The sequence below is a fragment of the Bacillus sp. AP8 genome, from assembly GCF_000321185.1.
Taxonomy (GTDB): Bacteria; Bacillota; Bacilli; order Bacillales; family DSM-1321; genus Bacillus_AD; species Bacillus_AD massilioanorexius.
Window position 1 is genome coordinate 46471 of the sequence record NZ_CAPG01000070.1, and the last position, 21959, is coordinate 68429.

Annotated in this window: 16 protein-coding genes and 1 pseudogene; 6 read left to right on the plus strand and 11 right to left on the minus strand. The window is 33.8% G+C overall.

What is annotated here, in order from left to right:
- The first annotated feature begins 185 nt into the window (after window positions 1-185).
- The 4 genes from BN349_RS26955 to lepB all read left to right on the plus strand — a co-directional run bounded on the left by BN349_RS26955 (window position 186) and on the right by lepB (window position 5928).
- A complete protein-coding gene (locus BN349_RS26955; RefSeq protein WP_081591275.1) occupies window positions 186-749 on the plus strand; it encodes an ABC transporter permease in 564 nt (187 codons plus the stop codon).
- A 125-nt stretch (window positions 750-874) separates the two neighbouring features.
- Window positions 875-1747 carry a protein-glutamine gamma-glutamyltransferase gene (locus BN349_RS16795; RefSeq protein ID WP_019243497.1) on the plus strand — a complete coding sequence of 291 codons (873 nt, stop codon included), beginning with the start codon at window positions 875-877 and terminating at the stop codon, window positions 1745-1747.
- Between the two features lie 165 nt (window positions 1748-1912).
- Entirely contained in the window at window positions 1913-5065 is a 3153-nt protein-coding gene (locus BN349_RS16800; RefSeq protein WP_019243498.1) for a DEAD/DEAH box helicase, read from the plus strand.
- A 335-nt stretch (window positions 5066-5400) separates the two neighbouring features.
- Window positions 5401-5928 (plus strand): signal peptidase I, encoded by a 528-nt coding sequence (gene lepB, locus BN349_RS16805; protein WP_019243499.1) that lies wholly within the window; start codon window positions 5401-5403, stop codon window positions 5926-5928.
- A 187-nt stretch (window positions 5929-6115) separates the two neighbouring features.
- Here the strand turns inward: lepB and BN349_RS16810 are convergent, their stop codons facing one another.
- The 5 genes and pseudogenes from BN349_RS16810 to BN349_RS26960 form a co-directional block, all read right to left on the minus strand.
- Window positions 6116-6442 carry a hypothetical protein gene (locus BN349_RS16810; protein ID WP_019243500.1) on the minus strand — a complete coding sequence of 109 codons (327 nt, stop codon included), beginning with the start codon at window positions 6440-6442 and terminating at the stop codon, window positions 6116-6118.
- Window positions 6439-6946: pseudogene (locus BN349_RS24180) on the minus strand (GNAT family N-acetyltransferase). The gene BN349_RS16810 and the pseudogene BN349_RS24180 overlap by 4 nt, the downstream one beginning before the upstream one ends.
- A gap of 156 nt (window positions 6947-7102) precedes the next feature.
- Entirely contained in the window at window positions 7103-7915 is an 813-nt protein-coding gene (locus tag BN349_RS16820; protein ID WP_019243501.1) for a pentapeptide repeat-containing protein, read from the minus strand.
- 233 nt (window positions 7916-8148) lie between these two features.
- Complete coding sequence (gene abc-f, locus BN349_RS24185; protein WP_019243502.1) at window positions 8149-9783, minus strand: ribosomal protection-like ABC-F family protein; 1635 nt, start codon at window positions 9781-9783, stop codon at window positions 8149-8151.
- Between the two features lie 401 nt (window positions 9784-10184).
- The gene (locus BN349_RS26960; protein ID WP_019243503.1) at window positions 10185-10307 is read right to left on the minus strand and encodes an RAxF-45 family protein; all 123 of its coding nucleotides are present in this window, start codon (window positions 10305-10307) and stop codon (window positions 10185-10187) included.
- A 149-nt stretch (window positions 10308-10456) separates the two neighbouring features.
- Between BN349_RS26960 and BN349_RS16835 the strand changes: the two genes are divergently transcribed.
- Complete coding sequence (locus BN349_RS16835; RefSeq protein ID WP_019243504.1) at window positions 10457-11191, plus strand: tryptophan-rich sensory protein; 735 nt, start codon at window positions 10457-10459, stop codon at window positions 11189-11191.
- Between the two features lie 63 nt (window positions 11192-11254).
- Here the strand turns inward: BN349_RS16835 and megL are convergent, their stop codons facing one another.
- The 3 genes from megL to putP form a co-directional block, all read right to left on the minus strand.
- Window positions 11255-12451, minus strand: a complete 1197-nt coding sequence (gene megL / locus BN349_RS16840) for a methionine gamma-lyase (protein ID WP_019243505.1) — start codon at window positions 12449-12451, stop codon at window positions 11255-11257.
- Between the two features lie 237 nt (window positions 12452-12688).
- Entirely contained in the window at window positions 12689-13903 is a 1215-nt protein-coding gene (locus tag BN349_RS16845) for a DEAD/DEAH box helicase (protein WP_019243506.1), read from the minus strand.
- A gap of 552 nt (window positions 13904-14455) precedes the next feature.
- Entirely contained in the window at window positions 14456-15922 is a 1467-nt protein-coding gene (gene putP / locus BN349_RS16855; RefSeq protein WP_019243508.1) for a sodium/proline symporter PutP, read from the minus strand.
- Window positions 15923-16223: 301 nt separating this feature from the next.
- Here putP and brnQ point away from each other — a divergent pair, with 301 nt between their 5' ends.
- Window positions 16224-17540, plus strand: coding sequence for a branched-chain amino acid transport system II carrier protein (brnQ, locus tag BN349_RS16860; protein WP_019243509.1), 1317 nt, complete (start codon window positions 16224-16226; stop codon window positions 17538-17540).
- A gap of 96 nt (window positions 17541-17636) precedes the next feature.
- Here brnQ and BN349_RS16865 read toward each other — a convergent pair whose 3' ends face one another.
- The 3 genes from BN349_RS16865 to BN349_RS16875 form a co-directional block, all read right to left on the minus strand.
- Window positions 17637-17963 carry a hypothetical protein gene (locus BN349_RS16865; protein ID WP_019243510.1) on the minus strand — a complete coding sequence of 109 codons (327 nt, stop codon included), beginning with the start codon at window positions 17961-17963 and terminating at the stop codon, window positions 17637-17639.
- 444 nt (window positions 17964-18407) lie between these two features.
- On the minus strand, window positions 18408-20255 hold the full coding sequence (locus tag BN349_RS16870) for an ABC transporter ATP-binding protein (protein WP_019243511.1): 1848 nt from the start codon (window positions 20253-20255) through the stop codon (window positions 18408-18410).
- Window positions 20233-21951 (minus strand): ABC transporter ATP-binding protein, encoded by a 1719-nt coding sequence (locus BN349_RS16875; protein ID WP_026089357.1) that lies wholly within the window; start codon window positions 21949-21951, stop codon window positions 20233-20235. The genes BN349_RS16870 and BN349_RS16875 overlap by 23 nt, the downstream gene beginning before the upstream one ends.
- Between the last annotated feature and the right edge of the window lie 8 nt (window positions 21952-21959).

Consider the following 21959-nt stretch of genomic DNA (forward strand, 5'->3'; position numbering starts at 1 on the left):
ATAGGACATTTCAGCATAGTAATAATTGTCTAGCAATCTACATTTTATTATTACGATGGGAAATTATATTGACTATATTCTATGATTGTAACGACTTTGAATGTAAATGTAAAAGAAGAGATACGAGAGCTTTATTTTCTGACTTCGTTGTAAAATGATTTATAATTCCATTATAATAGCTTCATATCAATTGGAAGGAACAAGAAGAAAAAGTTGTATTACAAATTTATAAATTCATTAATATATACGTAGATGTTCCACATCTTGCTTATTCATTTAAGCAAAGAAAATGGCTTACATCGATAGTGAAACTAGCTATTCCTTATCAGCATTCTTCTTTCTTTCGATATTTACTTGCTCTTTTATTTATTACATATAATACGTTCTTTTATTTATACCTAAGATTAACGCTGATTTCATCTATCCTTATTTTTGCCTTACCATGTTATCAATGGATTGCTATAATCCTTGTCCTATTTATAACAGGTTATCAATTGCTACCTTTACAAATAGCCTTGAACGATATTATCATTCACTACCCCATTTCCGAATTGGATTTCAAGTCTTCTTTTTTGAATGTATTAATCATGTTACTAAGCGCTCAATTATTCATAATCATATCCACTTTACTTTTTCATACAGCATTAAAGGAAGTCATCTTAGCACTCTTTATAGGAATCTTATTTATCATTGTATTTTTTCGATTATTTACTTCAAAACGAATTCGTTCATTTCGTTACTTGGATTAACTATGAATAAAGTATAAAGTTATACCCTTTCCTTCAAAGTCTTGTTTTTGTATACATAATAAAATGAAATATAAAATACATTTGGTAATAGCACCAACAACACTACACAAGAAATGAGGGAGAGGATGTTACAAGTCTCAGGAATGCCTTTCCATCCAAATGGCATGTTGGGAATCGGCTATATTGAAAATGTAATCATCCAAAGAATGATAACAGATTCGTCTGTCCATTCGTATTCATCCATCAATGAATTAATGTTTGAAGTAACTTTGAGGAAAAATATTATAGAAAGTGCAAGAGCCATGAAGCAAAGTCAAGCTGAATTCGAAAGCTTTGAAAAGTCTCGTGCAAATTCTCGGTATTGGCATGTAACGAGTAACGGAGGATTTCAATTACGGCGTGGTGTAACACCTTCTGAAGCTATTCAAGACATTTACAATAACAGCCCATTATATGCGTTTGAATGTGCTACAGCCATAGTCATTATTTATTATCATGCTGTTTTAAACAGCATAGGTGAAAATCTATTTAATCAACATTTTTCAAACCTCTATTTATATAGCTGGCATTCTGATTCTGATCTTGGTATACGAAATATTACAACAGATTATTTTTTACCTGGAGACGTAGTCTATTTTAATAATCCTGACTATAATCCAGAAACTCCTTGGTGGCGTGGAGAAAATGCTGTCGTACTAGAAGATGGTACGTATTTTGGTCACGGAGCAGAGATAGCAACCGCCGAACAAATGATTGAAGCTTTAAATAGCACAAGAAAGCCAGGGAGCATGCAATCATCCTATCTAATGAATTCAGCTATAAGACTATCTTTTAAAACACTTGCGAAATTGGCAAAGTTACCACGAAATGATAGAGCGTATAAAATGAGTCATGTGGTTATACATCATAATGAAAGCTCTATATCATTTGAACGATATCTCTTTTATCTGTACAACACTTACAATCAAACCAATTATTATTCCAACCCATTCTCTTGATGAGAATGGTTTTTTGTCTGTTTAAGATTGTTGTTGTAACAAACGACAATAACGAGAAAAAGTAGTACATATCAATATCCCACTAAGGTGGTTTGGATGATATCTCTTCTAAGTGGTATGATACAATACAGTCTATGAACAACATCTCTTTGGAAGGAGAAATCCATGAAACTCAATCAGCAAAAAATAAAAGAAATATGCGGAACCATCTCCTTCAAACGAGGAGAAGCATTTTACCGAGCTGACAAAGTGAACTTCCTACTATTTGGTCCTCCTTGCTATGAAGCAATAGTAAAAGGGAAGGAAGATTTCCATGTCCATATTAAAATAGAAGAAAGTAACCATATAATTGCTTCATGTAGTTGTCCAAAACTATCATCTTTTAAATTGGAATGTCAACATGTTGCAGCTGTATTATTCGCCATTCAAGATCGATTACAGAGCAGAGAAAATAAAGTACTCACTAAAATGGAACCAGAAATGGCTAATGACTTGTTAAGAATATTCTCTAGACAACCTATCCGCTCAAGTCATGAGCAAAAGCATTTTGAAAACAGACAACAACTTGAGTTAAATGTCATATGTGAGCCATTCTTAATCGATGAAAATAACAAAATTCCTAGTATTGAATTAAGCATCGGTAATATTCCTATACTAAATATCCGGAAATTCTTGAAAGCCGTACATGAGAATAAGCCATACAAAATTTCTTTATCATATATCTATGATCCGAACCTTTATTACTTTTCTTCAGAACAAGATAGAATATTGCAATATTTAATACAAATTGTCGAAGATAATAACCGCCATTTTGAACCAAAATCGGAGATTGACTCAATTATACTAATCAGCCCTTCCGTTTGGTCCGATTTGCTTGCTTTACTTGTCCAATCGCAGAACGCTAAACTTCGAGAAAATGAGACCATTTACGAGAGGATAGAACAGTCTGATGAAAAATTACCTCTCAAATTCCTTTTTACTGAAGCGAGTAAAGGATTTCAATGTCAGATACAAGGACTAGATACATTGACTTTAATGAAGGATTATAGAACCGCCCTTATGGACGGGAAATTGTACTGCTTGACCGACGAAGATAGTAAACGACTGTATGATCTACAACAAATGATTGAGGCAACTAAATCAAATATCATTCCTGTATCTAATAGCCAATTAGAGCTCTTCTTAGAAAATGTTGTGCCAGGCCTAAAAAAATTAGGAAATGTAATCATTCCTGAGAAACTCCAAGCATCATTAACTAAAACAAAGCTCTTAGCAAACTTATATCTGGATCGGATTAAGAATCGTTTGCTAGCTGGAATAGAGTTTCAATATGGTGATATTATTATTGATCCTTTTAAAATGGAACCCCATTTAGGGGTACTATTAATCAGGGATGAAAATAGAGAGGCTAACATCCTTGAATTGTTGGACGAAAGTGGGTTTACCAAAACAGAAGGAGGATATTTTCTACAAGATGAAGAGTTAGAATATGACTTTTTGCATCATACATTGCCGAAACTTCAGCGCCTTACTAAAGTATACGCCACCACAGCCATTAGAAATCGAATTTTCAAAGGACATACCCGACCTCGCATATCGGTCAGGATGAAAAAAGAACGTACCAATTGGCTGGAGTTTAAATTTGAACTAGATGGGATTCCGGATGCAGAAGTGAAAAATGTTTTACAATCTTTAGAAGAGAAACGGAAATACTACAGGTTGAAAAAAGGCGCCTTATTGTCTTTAGAATCCAGAGAATACGATGAAATCAGACGATTTTTAAATACTGTTCCAACACAAGAAGAGGATTGGGAAATGCCCGTCGTCCAAGGACTACAGCATCTCTTAGAAGAAAACGGTATCTTCCAATTTGAAACCTCTTTTCAAAAATTTTTGGACCAAATACAACATCCGGACAAAAGTGATATTGAAGTCCCACCTTACTTGAAATCTATCCTATATCCCTACCAAATTCAAGGTTTCAAGTGGTTGAAAACGTTGAAAGAATATGGGTTTGGAGGTATTCTAGCGGATGATATGGGACTCGGAAAATCATTGCAAGCTATCTCTTATCTTGTTAGTGAGCAACCTGAAATCAGAAAGCAAAGAAAACCGGCTCTCATCGTTTGCCCGTCTTCACTTATCTATAATTGGTTAAGTGAATTAATGAAGTTCGCTCCTGAAATTGAAGCGATAGTCTTAGATGGTACGAAAACTGAAAGACAAAAAATCCAACAACAATATTCGGAAATAGATGTGTTGATTACCTCGTACCCATTACTGCGTCAAGATATAATTTGGTTTAAGAAACAAATGTTCCATACCGTCTTTTTTGATGAGGCACAAGCCTTTAAAAATCCAATTACACAGACTGCAAAAGCTGTGAAGTTAATTAATGCCGATCATTCTTTTGCTCTGACTGGAACGCCAATGGAGAATTCACTTGAGGAACTTTGGTCGATTTTTCATGTTGTATTTCCGGAATTATTCATGAGTTTGAAGGAGTTTAGCAAACTTACTAGAAAAAATATAAACAATCGACTGCGTCCGTTCATGCTGCGAAGATTAAAGGAAGATGTCATTCATACACTTCCTAAAAAATTCGAATCTATTGAAATGGTAGATTTGCTACCCGAACAGAAAAAACTATACGCTGCTTATTTAGCCAAGCTTCGACATGACACCTTAAAACATTTAGATCGTGATACATTTAGAAAAAATAAAATTCGAATTCTAGCTGGTTTGACTCGTTTGAGACAAATATGTTGTCATCCCGCTTTATTTGTAGATGGGTATGAAGGTAATTCTTCTAAATTCACACAGTTTTTACACATTGTGGAGGAATCCATACAATCTGGACGAAGGGTATTAATATTCTCTCAATTTACAAAAATGCTGAAAATGATTAAACAGGAGCTAGCTGTAAGAGGGTTGACCTATTTCTATCTTGATGGGCAAACATTACCTGAAGAACGTGTAGAAATGTGTACCCGTTTTAATAAAGGTGAGCATGATTTCTTTCTCATTTCCTTAAAAGCAGGGGGGACGGGTTTGAATCTAACCGGTGCTGATACTGTTATATTATACGATTTATGGTGGAATCCAGCGGTCGAGGAGCAAGCCACTGATCGTGCCCATCGTCTTGGTCAAAAGAACGATGTACAAGTGATTAAACTGGTAGCTCGTGGAACAATAGAAGAGAAGATGAATGAACTACAGGAGAAAAAAAGACATCTCATTGAGGAAATTATTGATAACGATAAAAATCTCTCTTCCTTATCTGAAGAGGATATTCGCCAGATACTAAATTTAGATTAACATGATATGCCAAAACTACGTTAACAATGCTACACATATAGACCTCTTGATTTTGATACGTTTTCATATTTCTATGAAAGACGTGCTACCGTTATTTGCAAGAGGTCTTTTTGCTATCATCATTTAACACATTATCTCCATTTGAAGCCGTAATATGAAAATATTGTAGGAAAGATTGCAAGGCTCTTCCAAATGATTCATTTTCCAATAAAGAAGCATCGATCTTTAATAGTATTTATATAACAGTAGCTAAACAAGATTCATCCGTTATTCCTACTTTAGAATAAATGGATATGATATACTTTTCGTATAATTCAAACAGGGGGGGCTAAATAATGAAGTCAAAAATGAAACAAGAATTGCTTTCTTGGGTAAAGCCCATTCTATTTTCTATTGTTCTCGTCTTTGCTTGTAGATATTTTATCTTTGCCCCAAAAGAAGTATTGGGAGAATCGATGGAACCTACATACAAAACAAGTGATAGAGTGATGACAAGCAAATTAAGTACACCAAAAAGATTCGATATTATTACTTTTCATGCCCCAGATTCAGACGAAGACTATATTAAACGAGTAATTGGTTTACCTGGAGATCACGTGGTCATGCATAATGATCAATTAATTATTAATGGGAAGAAGTATAAAGAACCTTACTTAAAACAAATTAAAAGAATGCTTCCTATAGGTGAGCATTTAACTGGAGATTTTGATGAATACGTTCCAAAGGATCAATTATTTGTCCTTGGTGATAACAGACGAGTAAGTAAAGATAGCCGAATATTTGGCCCTATCGATGCTGATTCTGTTATTGGGGTAGTAGAACTTCGTTACTATCCTTTTAATAAAATTGGATTAACCAAATAATTTTGTATAAATAAAACAAGCTTGTAAAGAAGATTTCTTGTTCTTTACAAGCTTTTATTTGTGCATATTATTCGATATAGCTTCTCTTAATCTATCTCAACTAACTGCTTTTTAATAAAATCGGCAGCCTCTTGATTTATACTTTTGTAATCAATATTATCCCAACTCTCATCCGCTCGAGTACCTATTATAGCGCCATTTCCAGTATTAAATCAGCCAATTGAGTACTTTGTTTCGGGCTATTCATTTCAATATAAACATTTGGATTATCTTTATCGACATTTGCTTTTGAAATTGCTTTACTATTTAATAACACCATCGTAAAATTATCTACTATGTATTGATCTTGTTGATCTGTTATAGACCGCTTAAAATCTATTCGATCTTCTTGTTCTTGTTTTTTAACACCTAATCGAATTTCTCTCGTAACCTCTTCCGATGTCATTTCACTTGTTACATAACCACAAGTGAACTTAATTATAGATAGCACGATAAAAGCAAACATCTTCTTCAAATTCTTTTACCCTCTCCCCATTCATCTTTTAAAATCGCATAGTAATACTCATCCCACCAATCATTTCCGTTACCCTCTCTCCTCATCCCAATTTTCTCCATAACGCGAAAAGAAGATATATTTTCAGGCTGACAAGTAGCTATAATTCTATGGATCTTCATTTTGGTAAAAGCGTATTCCAACACAGCTCTCGCTGCTTCTGAAGCATATCCTTTATTGTGAAAATCCGGATGAAACACCCAACCAATCTCATAAGTATGATTACCAAAATACTTAAAAAAAGCAATATGTCCAATAAGTATGTTCTCTTCTTTTGAAAAAACTGGGAATTTCTCAACTTTTTCTCCTATATTGTTCTGTAACGAATTTCTTAGTATCTTTTTCAAATAATACACCTTCTGGTATAAATTTCATCACACTTGGATTAGAAGTGTATGTATAGACTGCTTGCCAATCGTCAGATTCAAAATTTCTTATGATTAATCTTTTTGTTTCAATATACATTTTCAACTCTCCTTAGAAAATCTCTTTTATCCGTTTTTTGCATGGTTATTTCAAAACATCTCCATTTAACTAGAGTGACTGATACGTCTCTATCTTTGCAAGAATAAAAAAAACTACATTTCTGTAGCTTTGTATTTTCTCCTTGTATACAGTTTACTATTTCAACCAGTGACTAGGAGGAGTTAAATATTCAGGAAGTTTCGTATATTTATTTCCCTTAGCTGAGTTGATTTGTGATTGTGTCAAAAAGATGCCATCTGTTAAATCAGCGTTACTCAAATCTGTATCTCTTAAGTCTGCACCAATAAAATCAACTTTTCGTAAATCAGCATTACTTAAATTAGCCGCAATCAATAAGGTCCCTCGTAAACTTGCACCTCTAAAATCGACACCGTATAAATTTGCTCCTAAATAGTCTAATCCTTTTTTTATTTTTCTTTTTTTATTTCTTTCAACAAATTGTTTTCGAACTAAATCACTAGTCATGACTAATAACTCGTTTACATTATTACGATGACCTGGTATATCTAAATGTAATATTTCCTCAGGCGATCGATTTGTCATTTCTACTGTTTTATCATAAGCGTTTTTTAAAGCCTTTCGAAAAGTTTTTGTCTCTGGTAATTCAAACGCTTGACTTAGATAGCAGATCATTTCATGCAACTGTTGAACAATAGGAAATACAGCAAACATTTCACTAGTCTTATCAGTATTTCTTCGCCAATCTACTCCTTGATAAATAGTTTGTGAAACATGTTGTCCAGCTCCAAAACATTCATAAGACACACATCCACGAAACCCTTTTTCTCTCAATTGATTATGTATAACACATCGATATTCCGAATTTAAATTCCTACAAGGATCTCCACCATCTTTATCAAATGCAAAATCTGATGATTTAGCATATGGCAGAGCTACACAACATAATCCAAAACATTTATCACAATCAGATGTTAAGTATTTATCCATTTAAGAACACCTCCTATGCATACTTTACTTTTCATTATTCACATTCATTTCGTATATCTAAAAATTCTCTCAAAAAAATTAGAAAATACCGAATCACAAAAGTTTTCTTTATTATAAACCGTTCACTCTATTATGTCGAAGCTACTATTTCTATTTTAACGGTATTTTAAAAGACAGTATCGAAGTCGATACTTTCCTTCGTCAACTTGAGCTTTTATAATAAAACTTCTCTTCTAGCATTCACTTTTGGAAAGTTTCATTTTTGCCCACGAATAGGCTCCTTCGAAAGATTGCATGGTTCCATTTCTAAGCCAAAAGGTTCTTTGAGATAATTTATCTAAAAAGTATCGATCATGAGAAACGGCAAGTATTGTCCCTTCAAAATCTTCCAATGCAGATTCCAATGCTTCTTTTGAATCTATATCTAAATGATTGGTTGGTTCATCTAATATTAAAAAGTTAAGATCCGCGTACATTAATTGAGCTAAGCGTAATCTCATTCTTTCTCCACCGCTTAGACCACCTACCTTTTTGAAAACAGAAGGACCATAAAATAAAAATTTTGCAAGAATATGTCTCGCCTCTCCCTCTGATACGGCTACTTCTTCCCTAAATGCATCTAAAAGAGTCATATCTGGATTACGATAAACATGGTGCTGTGACAAATAACCAATTTTCACATTACTCCCCACTTTTACCTCTCCTACATCAGGTTGAATCTCTTTCATAATGATTTTAAGCAAAGTGCTTTTCCCTGTACCATTATTTCCAACAATACAAGCTCTTTCTTTATATTTAAGAAGCATACTGATACTATCAAAAAGAAATTCATCATTATATATTTTAGCAATATCCTTCAATACAATAACGTCCTTACCGCTTCGATTCTCTCCTTCAAATTGTAAGTTCATTTTTTTTCGCTCAAGAATAGGCTTCTTCACTTTAACCATACGATCAAGAGCTCTTTGCATATTTGTAGCCCTTTTATGCAATCCTTCACTTGGAGGATTAGATCGATTCGCCCATTCTCTTAACCGTTTAATGGCCTCTTTCATTTTCTTAATCTTTTTTTGCTGTTCTTGATATTCTTGAAATTCTAGCATTAATTTTTTCTCTTTTTCCAAAACAAATCCAGAATAATTTTGATAATAAATATTCAACTCACCGTCTTCTAAGTCAAATATTTTGTTTACAACTTGGTCTAAGAAATAGCGATCATGAGAAACAATAATGACAGTTCCAGTATAATTTTTCACATATTCTTCTAACCATTCTACAGCACTAATATCTAAATGATTAGTTGGTTCATCAAGCAGTAATATATCTGGTTGCTTTAAAAGAATATAAGCTAAACTAACCTTTGTTTTCTCTCCACCACTTACTTGAGAAAAAGGTAAGGACATTAATTCTTGTAAAGCTAATCCATTGCAAACTCTGTCTATTTTCGATCCTTTCTCATATCCTCCTAATTCTAAAAATGAATCTTGAAGTGCACCATATTCATGCATGTATTTATTTAATTGTTCATCATTACATCCATTAGCCATTTGCTCTCCTAAATAGTTCAAACGCTCTTCTATTGCATTCATTTCTACAAAAGCAGATTCTAAAACGTCTCTACAAGTCCATTCGAAATTAAAGTGAGGTATTTGAGATAAATATCCAATTACTGCCCCTTTTTTAATAGAAATGGTTCCTTCATCTGGTGTATCAACTGCTGATAATAGTTTTAAAATAGTGGTCTTACCACTTCCGTTCGTTCCTACTAAACCAATTCGATCCTTCTCATATACTTCGAACGACATTTTATGATAAACAGGATTTCCTGCAAACATTTTACTAACAGAATGAAAAGCACAAGCAATCATATATCATTTCTCCTTTATAGCTCACTAGTCAATTATTTTTGATTTTCTATAACTCTTGATAATGAAGCTAGTCACTAACCCTATTTCAGTACAACAACAGCCTTTTGAACAAAAAATTCATATTCACTTCTAAAATTGTCATTCAATCAATGACTCTTTGGTCACAATCCTTTCGTTTCTCCCACCAGAATCTCCCGAATTTCCTCCTATTCAATTTCTTGTTGAAGATTAACAGCAAGAAGCCTTCTACTAAAAAAAGCCATAGGCAGAGCAATAACAGCGCTCTACCTATGGCCTTCAAAAAAGACAAATGTAAAAATGGGTACACAAAAAAGAGCCTTTCAGCTCCCTTCGAAAATCAAGCTATGTGTATAGTAGGTGAAGAGACACTAACGTTCTGTTTAATATGCAATTGTTCTAAAAAAGGACAGACTTCTCCCTTGAACAAATGCACCATGAAAAATCGCACAACAAATATAGAGAAACTCCAAAAATTGCATGCGTATTTCTACAGAACGTACCATTAGTCTCAACACCTCCTTATTAGTAATATTTAGTATATTCTTTATTTTAATATCTTGTTAAAAAAATAGCAAGACTGACTCCAAAAGGATGATTATCTTATATCATATTGTGGAATAAATAGGTAAAACAGAAGATAAGGAGCTGAAATATGTTTACTTTATATTTAAATATCGTAACGTTCATTCTTGTTCTTATTGTAAACTTCTTTGCAGAAACCATACCCTTAAATGATCAAACAACTGGTGAAATTTCTAATAAACTAGATGTTATCCTGACTCCAGCTGGATTTACCTTCTCCATTTGGATAGTTATATACATTCTTGTCGGTATTTGGGTGTTTAGACAGATCCCTTCTAATCGAAGAAATTTAAGACTTTACCGTGCGACTTCACCTTATTTTATTATAAGCAACTTATTAAACTGTGCCTGGATATTCTTATGGCATTATGAACAATTTCTAGCATCCGTCATTATCATGCTACTCCTTCTTCTATCTTTAATATTTGTGTATCAAAGAATTCACAAGGCAGAACATGATTTCATAGACCTCTTTCCATTCTCTATTTATTTAGGATGGATTACAGTAGCTACCTTTGTAAATATAGCATACTACGTTAAATATTTAGGTTGGAATGGCTTTGGATTATCAATGACTTTATGGTCTTTCATCATTCTGATTATGATTGCTGTTATCACCATATTGTTTCGACTTTATCAAAATGATTGGGCTTATCCGCTCGTCATTTCCTGGAGCCTAATCGGTATCGGAGTAAGTAATTTACAAACTCATACTTTTATCGCCTATTTTTCCTTTTTTCTGGCTCTTCTTATTGTTATCTTGCTGCCATTTATAAAAGAAAGAAAGCGATCATATTGGAGATGATTAACCTATTAATAAGCAGTGTAAATACAGTCATTTTGCACTGCTTATTCTAAACAATCATACTTACTTATTGGATGCTAGTGATTTTAAAGCTTGATTAAGATCTTTCCATATATCCTCCCATGCTTCAAGGCCAATAGATAAACGAATCAATCGATCATTAATTCCCATGAGATCTCGTTCTTGTTGAGGAATGCCAGAATGAGTCATAGTTGCAGGATGCTGTATTAACGTTTCCGTATCCCCTAAACTTACCGCAAGCTTAATTAATTGAAGTGAATTTAAAAAATGCTGTGCCTCTTCTTTACCTCCTTCAATCTCAAAAGAAATAACTGCTCCACTTTTCTTCATTTGTTTCTGCTTAATGAAATAGTCTTCATGCTCTTCATTACCAGGATAATAAATTGCCTTTACTTTTGGGTGCTTTTTCAACAAGCGAAAGATTTTTTCTGCATTTTTGCAATGGCGATCCATTCGAACTGGTAAGGTTTTAAGTCCACGAATAAGCAACCAAGCATCAAATGGTGACATGATTCCCCCGATATCCTTTTGAGTTGTTCTTTTAACTTTTTCCATAAACTCTATAGAGCCGACTGCTATTCCAGCTACGACATCGCCATGTCCTCCAATATATTTAGTTGCACTATGAACAACAACGTCACAACCAAGCTCTAATGGCCTTTGTAAATAAGGTGTAGAAAAAGTATTATCAACTACTACGCAAATACCTTTTTCTTTAGCAATTTTTACAACTAATTCTAAATCAATCATCTTCATCGTTGGGTTAATAGGCGTTTCAATATATATGCAAGATGTTGTTGGCTGTATAACACGTCTAATTTCTTCTTCTGACTCTAAAAAACTAAATGTATGATTGATTTGATATTTTTCTTTCATCAGATGAAGTAATCCAAAAGTACACCCATAGATTCCTTGTGAGCACACGATATGATCACCAGATTCTGTCAATGAAAGTAAAACAGCAGATACCGCTGCCATCCCTGATCCAAAAGCAAGTGCCGCTTCACCGGACTCTATTAAAGCCATTTTCTTTTCTAATATTTCAACAGTTGGATTGCCTAATCGTGAATAGATATATCCACTCTCATCACCAGCAAAGCGTCTTTCTCCAATCTCTGCCTGATCAAAAATAAATGTAGAGGTTTGATATATAGGTACAGAAAGACTCCCACTATGCTCCCTAGGCTCATATCCAGAATGAATAACTGCTGTTTCGAAATTATTAAATTTTTTCATCATAAAATAACCCCTTTGCATTTCTTCTGCCTATATTAGTGTATGTATAAAAACATAAAAATGAATTAGATAAGGAGTAAAACTTTAATCGCAGGAAATATCCGATCATCTACTACTTAAAAATAATCAAGTGTAACTGTTGATAATACCTTCCTCTCACCTTTTGAAACGGAAGAAGGAACAACGACAAAAAACGGCAGTCAAAGGAATTATTACTCTTTTGACTGCCGTTTTGCTTAATTATTTTTTGGGAGTTTTCTTAAATGTTTTCATAGGCTTTTTGGCTGGTTTATTTTTTGGCTTTTTAGTGTGCGAATCTTGGCGCTCATCAACAATTCGACCATGATAAAACTCTTTTTTCTCAACTGTAATATTTAACTTCTTAGCCAATTGCTTTAATTCTTTTTCTTCAGATGCAGTGATAATACTAATGACTGTTCCATTGTTTCCTGCTCGACCCGTTCTCCCTGAACGGTGTGTATATTGCTCAAGTGTTCTAGGTAAATCAAAGTGAACAACTGTAGTTAAGCCTTTAATATCTAATCCTCTTGCTGATACATCCGTAGACAACATCATTGGATATATTCCTTTACGGAATCCCTTAATAGCCTTTTCTCTTTCGCTTTTGGTGGATTCAGCATGTAACACAGCTATATCCATTTGCTTATATTTTAGCTTTGTTGCAATGAAATCGATATCTCCTATATCCTTCATAAATACCAAAGCCTTCATATCATGTAGACGAGCAATTTTTTCTAAAATAAATACCTTATCGCGTTTTTCACAAACAAAATAGAAATGATCTACTTTTCCAGAAAAATTCTCATCCTTTTGCACTGTAAGTATTTCTGGCGTCTTCATGATTTGTTTCATTTGTTCTGTAATCTCATTTGTTACAGTTGCAGAAAATAATAGTAACTGACGTGTATCTTTCATAGTACTTTTAATAATAGACATTACAGTATCATAATGCTCAGGAACAATTAAAGTATCTCCTTCATCTAGGACAATTGTTTTTACTTCATGCATTTTTAATTTCTTTTGGTTCAGTAATTCTTCAATTTTCCCAGGAGTACCTACAATAATTTGCGGCTTTTTCTTTAATTTTTCAAGCTGCCTTTTTGTATTGGCCCCCCCTATGAATGAAGCACTTCGAATCCCACTATTCATCGTCCACTTTAATACTTCATCATAAATTTGCATAACTAACTCTCGTGAGGAAGCTAAAATGACAACTTGAGCATTTGCTACATCACTATCGATTTTTGATAGTAACGGTAATAAATATGCCAAAGTTTTTCCTGTCCCTGTAGGTGATTGCGCTATTACATCTGAATCATTGATAATTAAAGGAAATGTCTTTTCTTGAATATCTGTCGCTTTTTGAAATCCTTCTTTTTCCCATGCCTGCTGAATAAAAGGCGGTAATTCTTTTATAAATGAAGAGTTTGTCATTTACTGTTCTCCTTAAATCTCACTTTTAAAATATATAGTTCTATTTTCAACTTTTTCTAATATATTATCAAGTCCATCAAATGTCTATAAGAAAACCTCAATAGTCCTGCTGGAAAATATTAAAGACTTCATCTCAGGAAAAAGGATGTTTCGAATTGTATCAAGCAGGACCAGAATAGCAGATACGATGTTTTACCAAACATATATACCTGAAAGGTTACATCTCCCATACAAATGTCTTAAAAACGTGATTATTAGCTATGACCCAAGCTTGCCTACAATGATTATTCTCTAATCTGTCCAATAAATCCTAAAACAATTTAAGAGAACGTTCTATAAGTGTTTTTTTAGAACGCTCTCTTCTCTATTGTTGGTAAAAACCTTAAAATGGTTGTCGATCACTATCTAAAATGTGTAACATTACCTTTTTTAAAGAAATGTAACCATACACTAACAATTCAAGTGTTTTCAAAGAATGACCCCCATTTAAAGCGTAGGGACCTCCAAAAAGTGATTAGAAATCGCTTTTTGGACAGCCCCGTCCGATTCTAGTTATTCTTTTGTTTGTCTCACTGCCTCATTATATTCATCTATAATATCATCTGATGGCTTTGGTGAAACAAGGCTCACAAGGATAATAGCTGCTGCTCCTGCAATGAAGCCCGGTATAATTTCGTATACTGCCGAAAGCGATTCGAAGCTTTCCCATACAATTACTGTTACCGTACCAGCAATCATACCAGCTAAGGCACTCCACTTAGTCATACGTTTCCAGTAAAGACTGATGAGAACAACAGGTCCAAACGCTGCCCCGAATCCTGCCCACGCATATCCTACTAATTCTAATATCGTATCGCTAGGATTTAGAGCTAAAAATAAAGCAATAACGGAAACGACTAATACCGCCATTCTTCCGACAAATACTAATTCTTTATCCGATGCTTTTCTCTTAAAAAATGCTTTATATATATCTTCAGTGAGTGCACTAGATGTTACAAGTAATTGTGAAGAAATTGTACTCATTACAGCAGCCAATATGGCAGCAAGTAAGAAGCCTGTTATAAGTGATGGAAATAATTGTTCTGCTAATACAATGAATACTGTTTCTGAATTAGCAAGTGTTTGATCAGTCACATGAAAATAGGCAATTCCAACTAATCCAGTAAACATAGCACCAACAACAGAAAAAATCATCCAAATCATTCCTACACGTCTTGCCTTTTTTATTTCCTTCACACTAGAGATAGCCATAAAACGAACAATAATATGTGGCTGTCCAAAATAACCAAGACCCCATGCTAATAACGAAACAATGCCAATTACAGTCGTACCTTGAAATGCTTGTAATAACGTAGGATCAATATCTCGAATAACGTCAAAGGTAGTACTTGGACTACCGACATTCACTATTGTTACAGTTGGCACGATGATAAGTGCTAAAAACATAATGAGACCTTGCACGGAATCTGTCCAACTAACCGCTAAAAATCCTCCAAATAACGTATATAAAATAACTACACCTGCTGTTAAGAGAATTCCCATTTTATAATCGATTCCAAAGGCTGTCTTGAATAGTTCACCACCTGCTACCATACCTGATGATGTATAAAAGGTAAAAAAGATAATGATTACGATAGCGGAAGTAATTCTCAAAATTCTTGTTTGATCCTTAAAACGATTTTCAAAATAATCTGGAATGGTAATAGAGTTCCTAGCTATTTCTGTATATGTTCTAAGTCGTGGAGCTACATAAAGCCAATTCAAATAAGCTCCAATTGTTAGACCTATCACGATCCATCCTGCACTTAAACCAGTGAGATACATTGAACCTGGTAAACCCATTAACAACCAACCACTCATATCAGAAGCCCCAGCACTTAGAGCCGTAACTACTGGCCCTAGTCCCCGTCCCCCTAGCATATAATCGGAGAGGTTTGATGTTTTTTTATAAGCTGCGTATCCAAGAATAAGCATTCCTGCCAAATACACAAGTATGGAGACAACTACCCCTAACTCCATTTAAATCCCCCTTTTATCTCATTCAAATATAATGAAAATGATATATCAATTAAATAATACATTATTTTTTAGAATAGCAAGAAAATTTAAATTTGTTAAGAATAATAGCTTGTATGAAACTATTAACATTACTTTATACGTCATTTTTAGTCTCCAACTAAAATTTATAATAGTTTAAAATTTTTTAAAAAATAGTATAATTCACTATACATTTAGGAAAATTAATATTATATTATAAACTCTACAAGGTATATAAGAATAATTTATATACCTTTTCATTATGTAAGAAGGGATTGTAAATATGCAGCATCTATCAAAAAAACAACTAGTATTTATTAGCTTTATGCTATTCTCCATGTTTTTCGGGGCAGGAAATTTAATTTTCCCTGCATTTCTTGGAAGAGCTTCAGGAAGTGAAACGATCGTTTCAATGGCTGGGTTTATTTTATCAGCGGTAGGACTTCCCATCCTTGGAGTAATAGCAATTGCAAAAATAGGAGGCTTAGATACACTGGGAAAACGTGTATCACCTGTATTCTCTATTCTATTTCCTATTATTATCTACATTTCAATCGGACCATTAATGGCCATTCCAAGATGTGCTACAGTAGCTTTTGAAATGGGTATTAAACCTTTTATTTCAAATAATAATTCAATACTATCAATTTCTCTTATTATTTATTCAATTATATTCTTTTTATTAGTTCTTTGGTTAAGCTTGTCGCCAAGCAAGTTAGTAGACCGTTTTGGAAAGATTTTAACACCGACTTTATTGCTCTTATTTACCATAATATTCATAAAAAGTTTAATAACCCCCATGGGTGGTACAACCACAGCAACAGAAGTATACCAAAATGGTACTTTCTTCAAAGGCTTTCTCGATGGCTATTTAACAATGGATTTACTAGCTGCTCTAGCATTTGGAATTGTTGTTGGAAATACCGTCCGCTCTCAAGGTATTACAGATACACGTAGTATCTCTTTTTCTATGATGATTGCAGGTATAGGCGCCGGGATTTTATTAGCGGCAATATACGGAGTTTTAGGCTATTTAGGTGCTTCAAGCGGAGCTGAGTTTGGTCAAGTAGAAAATGGAGCAAACGTTCTTACACAAGTCATGACACAATTATTCGGTAATGCAGGAACAATCTTACTTGGTGTCCTATTTACTATCGCATGCTTATGCGTTTCCATCGGATTGGTTATTTCATGTAGCGAATACTTTTCCAATTTGATCCCTAGACTTAGTTATAAACAATGGGCAATTATTCTTACAGTTCTTAGTGGTATCATCGCAAATCTCGGTCTCAATGCCATATTAACATTCTCTGTTCCAGTACTAGGAATGATTTATCCAATTGCAGTCGTACTAATTCTATTAGCGTTTATTGAAGGCTTTTTTGATCAAAGTAAATTTGTTTATGTAATTGGTATTACTTTAACCGCTCTTTATAGTATTGTAGAAACACTTAATAATACAGTTCTTAATGGTTCACTTATGAACTTCATTAATTGGGTACCTTTCTATGATTTAGGAATCGGTTGGATTACACCTGCGTTAGTAGGTATTATAATTGGTTGGATTATTCATTTATTAAGTCATAGATCTTCTAAATAAATAGATATACCTTTAGGACCCATTACGACATTGTATTTTTTACATTTCAAAAAAAAAAAAAAACGATTACTTGCAAAGTAATTCGTTTTTGTGTTATCATTTAGATTCTGTGAAAGTAAGAATCGCAAGCTTAGGTATTACCTGAGTATCTGCATTATAATCTTTAATTCTTTCACATGAAGAAATCTCATATGAAAATTCTTTAACAGTTGTTGGAATTATGTTTCTTGCTTTTAACATAAGAAACAGTCTTTCCATCCCTTCATCTGTTTCTAAGTTTTCTTTTGAGTTATTCAATGTAAAACCATCTACGCATGTTTGAATAACATTTTCACATACAATTTCATCCACATAAATAAAGGATGCATCTAGTATGTTTTCAACTTCAGAATGACTCATTTCAATAATTGACGTGATATTCATGAATCTCACCCACCCGATTTACTTTTATGATTCCCACGAAAAAAAAACATATTTTACCCTATTCGAAGGAATTTTTTTGTTAATTTCATCTTAACATTTTCCATGCATAAATTCCTTTAATAATGTAAACATTATATGAATTCTATATTATTGTTTTTTTCAGAAAATATTTTAAAGGTTTAACGAGCGTAAATTAGGGAATTTAATAAATGATATAGTTAAACATTTATTTGATAATTCGTAATTTTACAGGAGGTTTTTACATTGATAAGGTTGTCCCTTAACTTATTAGTTGTAAGTTATTCTATTCACACCGGAGCGGCTTCGGAGCCGTGGGGGACGTTTGAGAGGTAGGGCTTACGTTGTTTAGTCTAGCAATTGCAACTAACAACCATTTTTAAAAAGAACACTATATCGTTTTATTTTATATGAGGGTGCTTAACATTAATTTGTAGCACCCTCTTTTAATTGATCTGAGCTTGCTTCCACAAGATTATAGTAGAATCCTTTTTTCTTCATTAATTCCCCATGTGAACCTATTTCTGTAACGCTTCCCTCTTGTAAAACGATAATTTGATCAGCATTTCTTACTGTATTTAGCCGATGTGCAATGACAAAACTTGTTCGATTCTTCATTAACCGATTTAATGCCTGTTGGATTCTAACCTCGGTTATTGTATCAATACTACTTGTTGCTTCATCTAAAATTAGTATAGCTGGATCTGCTAGCACCGCTCTCGCAATTGCTAGTAATTGTTTTTGTCCTTGACTCAAATCACTAGAACCATTTCGTAACATCGTCTGGTATCCCTGTGGTAATCTCTCAATGAAGGAATGAGCATTTGCGATTTTAGCAGCTTCGATTACCTCATGATCACTTGCTTCTAAGCAGCCATAGCGAATGTTATCCATAATACTTCCTTGAAATAGAAAGCTTTCTTGTAAAACAAAAGCCATTTGTCGTCTAACACTATCTCTTGTAAATTGTCTAACCTCTTGGTTATCAATTTTTATCTGACCTTCATTATAATTATAAAATCGTGAAAGTACGTTTATTATGGTTGTCTTCCCTGCTCCTGTTGGTCCTACAAAAGCTACTGTTTCTCCCGCTTTTACATTGAAACTAATATCATGAATGGTTGATCCTTCCTCACTATACGAAAAAGAAACGTGGTCAAATGAAACATTTCCTTGTATAGCCGGTAACTCTTTTTTATTTTTTTCATCAAAAGCTTCTTCTCTCACATCTAAAATTTCGAAAACTCTTTCCGCACCAGCTACTGCAGATAGGACCGTGTTAAACTGATTCGCTAAGTCATTCAAAGGCCTTGTAAATTGCCTTGCGAATTCTACAAAAATCACCATAGTTCCAATTGTGACATACCCCTTCAAAGCGAGTAGTCCTCCAATTCCTGCGATGATTGCAAAACTTACATTATTCAACAGATTCATGACTTTGGGAATCATTCCAGAATAGGTCTGCGACCAAAATCCTGTCTCCTTTAGTTTATTAGCTTTTTCCGAAAACAAAGAACTAACATACTCCTCTTGCGAAAATGCTTTTACAATTCTTTGCCCTGAAAGAGTTTCCTCAATCAACCCATTCAATTCTCCTAAATTCTTTTGCTGCTTTTGAAACAATTGGCTCGTTCTTTTCGTAATCCAGTTCATTCCAACAAACATAACAGGAACAATTAAAAAAGTAATAATAGATAAGAGTGGACTTAAATAAAACATAACAGAAACGGTTCCAATAATAGTTAACGTACTCGATAATACTTGAATTACAGAGCTATTTAACGTCGAGCTTACATTTTCAATATCATTTGTCACACGGCTCATCAACTCGCCATGTTGCCTCCTGTCATAAAAAGACATAGGCAATCTATGAAAATGAGTAAATAACCGCATTCTTAATTGTACGACCGTATTCTGGGCAATCCCAATCATTAAGTAGTTTTGAAGCCATAGTGATAATGAGTATAGGGCATATATACAAACTAAAAGAAAGAGAACAGATAGTATTCCACTCATTTTTTTAGCTACAATATAATCATCTACTATTTTACCTATCAATAATGGCCCAACTAACGCTAACACTGAACTCATTAATACCAGTAAAACGACTAAAAATAGCAATCCTTTATTCAAGATGAGTAGTTTCCATATTTTTCTGATCGTCAATTTCATATCATTAGCTCTTACTTTCTTTTTCGAAGATGCTTTTTTCAAATCATCAGCATGAAGAATTTTTTCATATTGAAATGGCTCACTTAGTTGTTTCCATAACATTTTGATTCATCCTTTCTTCTAGCTGAGATTGTAGAATTTCTTGATAAAGCATAGAGGTCTTCGACAAGTGTTCATGCGTCCCTTCCGCCACCTTTTTCCCATCTTCCAAAAGTAGAATGAGGTCTGCATTTCGTGCTGTGCTAATTTTTTGCGTTACAATAATTTTCGTAGATTTATAGTTTCTAAGTGCCCTAAGCAATTGTTTTTCGGTTCTTACATCTAAAGCACTTGTACTATCATCGAATAATAGAATACTAGGCTTGCGAATGAGCGCTCTTGCAATCGATAATCTTTGTCTTTGACCGCCTGACAAATTAACTCCCTTTTGACCGATAACAGTATGTAATCCTTCAGATAATCTTTCTACAAATGTATATATTTGTGCATCTTTACAAGCTGCTATAATTTCATCATCAGTCGCATCTCTTTTCCCCCATAAAATATTGTCCTTTACAGTCCCTGTAAACAACATAGATTCTTGTGATACTATTCCGATTTGATTACGGAGATCTTGCTGTTTATATTCACGGATGTTAACCCCATCGATAAAAATTGCTCCTTCACTCGTATCATATAATCTAGGAATTAAATTCATTAATGTTGATTTCCCTGAGCCTGTTCCTCCAAGTATCGCTACAGTTTGCCCTGATTTTACTGTAAATGAAATATCCTTCAAAACCCATGTATCTACACCCTCATAATGAAATCCAACGTGATTAAAAGACACTTCACCATTTATTTTCGCATAGAATGAATGTTTAGAATCCTCCATTTGATTAGTTGTTTGTAACACATCATTAATTCTTTGTGCAGACGCTTGTGCACGAGAAAATACCACTATTATAAAAGAAAAAACGGACAGGGATGATGTAATTCTAGTCGAATAATTAACAATGGCTACTATTTCACCAACATTCGCACTTCCTAATACAAGCTCTTGATGTCCATACCAAAGGATACATACAATCGTAATATTCATCAGCAGTAATAATGTAGGCATCGTAACTTCCATTAATCGTAATACGGATGCTGTACGCTTTTTTAGTTTATCACTCGCTTGATTAAAACGATTAACTTCATAATCGCTTCTTCTAAAAGCTCGAATTAATTTCATGCCGTCTAAATTTTCACCCATCACATTATTGACTTGATCTAGTTTATTTTGAACTACATTAAACATCTTTCTCCCTCTTTTTTTAATCCACAGTAAAAAAAGAAATAAGATTGGAACGACTACTGCTAGGAATAGGGCAAGCTTTGGATGAACAATAAATGACATCAGCAATCCACCAATAATTAGTAATGGTGCTCTTGCCATTATTCGTAGCATCATAAACACAGTATTTTGAAGCTGTTGAACATCATTAGTAAGTCGGGTCATGAGCGAGCCAGTTGGAAACAAGGAATATTGTGAATAAGAAAAGGATTGAATTTTTCGAAAAAGACTTTTTCTAATATCGTATCCAAAACATTGACTTGCATGAGACGCGAAATATGTATTCAAAATACCTGCACCGAATGCCAAAAGAGAGAAAAGCACCATAATACTTCCCCAGGTAGCCACTACGTAAAAATCTTGTTTCATAACACCATCATTAATAATTTTTGCCATTAGCAATGGTTGTAATAATTCCACAGCCAATTCTGCTAACATAAACAATAAAGCAACAGATGCAACGAATTTATACGGAAAAATGAAATGCC

Bases quoted from the DNA above. Each gene is read 5' to 3' on its own strand.
- BN349_RS16820 (WP_019243501.1), bottom strand. From the start codon at position 7,915: ATGGATAAATACTTAACATCTGATTGTGATAAATGTTTTGGATTATGT.
- brnQ (WP_019243509.1), top strand. From the start codon at position 16,224: ATGCAGCATCTATCAAAAAAACAACTAGTATTTATTAGCTTTATGCTA.
- BN349_RS26960 (WP_019243503.1), bottom strand. From the start codon at position 10,307: ATGGTACGTTCTGTAGAAATACGCATGCAATTTTTGGAGTTTCTCTAT.
- lepB (WP_019243499.1), top strand. From the start codon at position 5,401: ATGAAGTCAAAAATGAAACAAGAATTGCTTTCTTGGGTAAAGCCCATT.
- BN349_RS16800 (WP_019243498.1), top strand. From the start codon at position 1,913: ATGAAACTCAATCAGCAAAAAATAAAAGAAATATGCGGAACCATCTCC.
- BN349_RS16835 (WP_019243504.1), top strand. From the start codon at position 10,457: ATGTTTACTTTATATTTAAATATCGTAACGTTCATTCTTGTTCTTATT.
- BN349_RS16865 (WP_019243510.1), bottom strand. From the start codon at position 17,963: ATGAATATCACGTCAATTATTGAAATGAGTCATTCTGAAGTTGAAAAC.
- BN349_RS16870 (WP_019243511.1), bottom strand. From the start codon at position 20,255: ATGTTATGGAAACAACTAAGTGAGCCATTTCAATATGAAAAAATTCTT.
- BN349_RS16845 (WP_019243506.1), bottom strand. From the start codon at position 13,903: ATGACAAACTCTTCATTTATAAAAGAATTACCGCCTTTTATTCAGCAG.
- putP (WP_019243508.1), bottom strand. From the start codon at position 15,922: ATGGAGTTAGGGGTAGTTGTCTCCATACTTGTGTATTTGGCAGGAATG.
- BN349_RS16795 (WP_019243497.1), top strand. From the start codon at position 875: ATGTTACAAGTCTCAGGAATGCCTTTCCATCCAAATGGCATGTTGGGA.
- abc-f (WP_019243502.1), bottom strand. From the start codon at position 9,783: ATGATTGCTTGTGCTTTTCATTCTGTTAGTAAAATGTTTGCAGGAAAT.
- megL (WP_019243505.1), bottom strand. From the start codon at position 12,451: ATGATGAAAAAATTTAATAATTTCGAAACAGCAGTTATTCATTCTGGA.